Source organism: Flavitalea antarctica, from assembly GCF_054461535.1.
In genome coordinates this window covers 1-805 of sequence record NZ_JBTLQG010000092.1, presented here as the reverse complement: position 1 = coordinate 805, position 805 = coordinate 1, and the positions used below count along the sequence as shown (strand labels likewise).

Annotated in this window: 1 protein-coding gene; it reads right to left on the bottom strand. The window is 41.1% G+C overall.

Annotated elements, in window-relative coordinates; all coding sequences use genetic code 11:
* Nucleotides 1–182 precede the first annotated feature (182 nt).
* On the bottom strand, nt 183–656 hold the full coding sequence (locus tag ACX0G7_RS27320) for a T6SS immunity protein Tdi1 domain-containing protein (RefSeq protein WP_458926722.1): 474 nt from the start codon (nt 654–656) through the stop codon (nt 183–185).
* Nucleotides 657–805: the final 149 nt, after the last annotated feature.

The following is an 805-nucleotide window of genomic DNA, read 5'->3' as shown; positions in this document are numbered from 1 at the left end:
CCTATCCTTTGCTTTCAAAGAAATATTTTAACTCACACGATACGTCTTATACATAGGATACCATGTTGTACGCCGCTCGGTGATAATTAATTGTTTTCCAATTAGGCGACTTGTCCATATCACACTGAGTTGATGGAGCTCCTCGCCAATCCAAATTGCAAACTCAGAAGCTGAATTGCTAACTAATTTCGGTGAATGCTAATTTTTGTGCCATCAGGAAGATTTTCAATTCCTTGAAAAATCTGTCCGGAACATTCCAAATGGGCATTTATGTCAGTTATCTCGATATTATCAATTGTATATTCTCCACCTATAATTGGCGGCTTTCTATAAGAATAAACCTCGGTCGGTTCCAATGTTCTTCCGGCCAATATTAATTTTTGTACTAGCCAAGGCAAGAACCATTCTGCAATTTTCCCTTGATCCGTCAGGCATTCTTCAAACCGCTCTAAACTTTCCGCGACTTTTGAAAAATTTCCACAATCCGTCTGTAACCAGTAAATGCCATCGTCCCTCCCTATGAAGAATAGGTCTCCAAGTGCGGTCAAATGTGCTATGGCTTTAACATCACCGATTTTCCAACCCCAATATTTTAAAAGAATATCAATGTTAATGATCTGGATATCCTTATGCAGAAGCTCGAAGCTCAGTTCCATAGAGTGGCGTACAACGTAAAGGTATTGGCGAAGGCGGGCACAGCTTGGTTTTCAAATTACTTGGTGCTGGCTGCCCGCTTTTGCCAAGCCCTTATGCTATATAGAAGATGACGTTTAGTGTGACAGTAGTCAATCTGCCAGGCAGACCG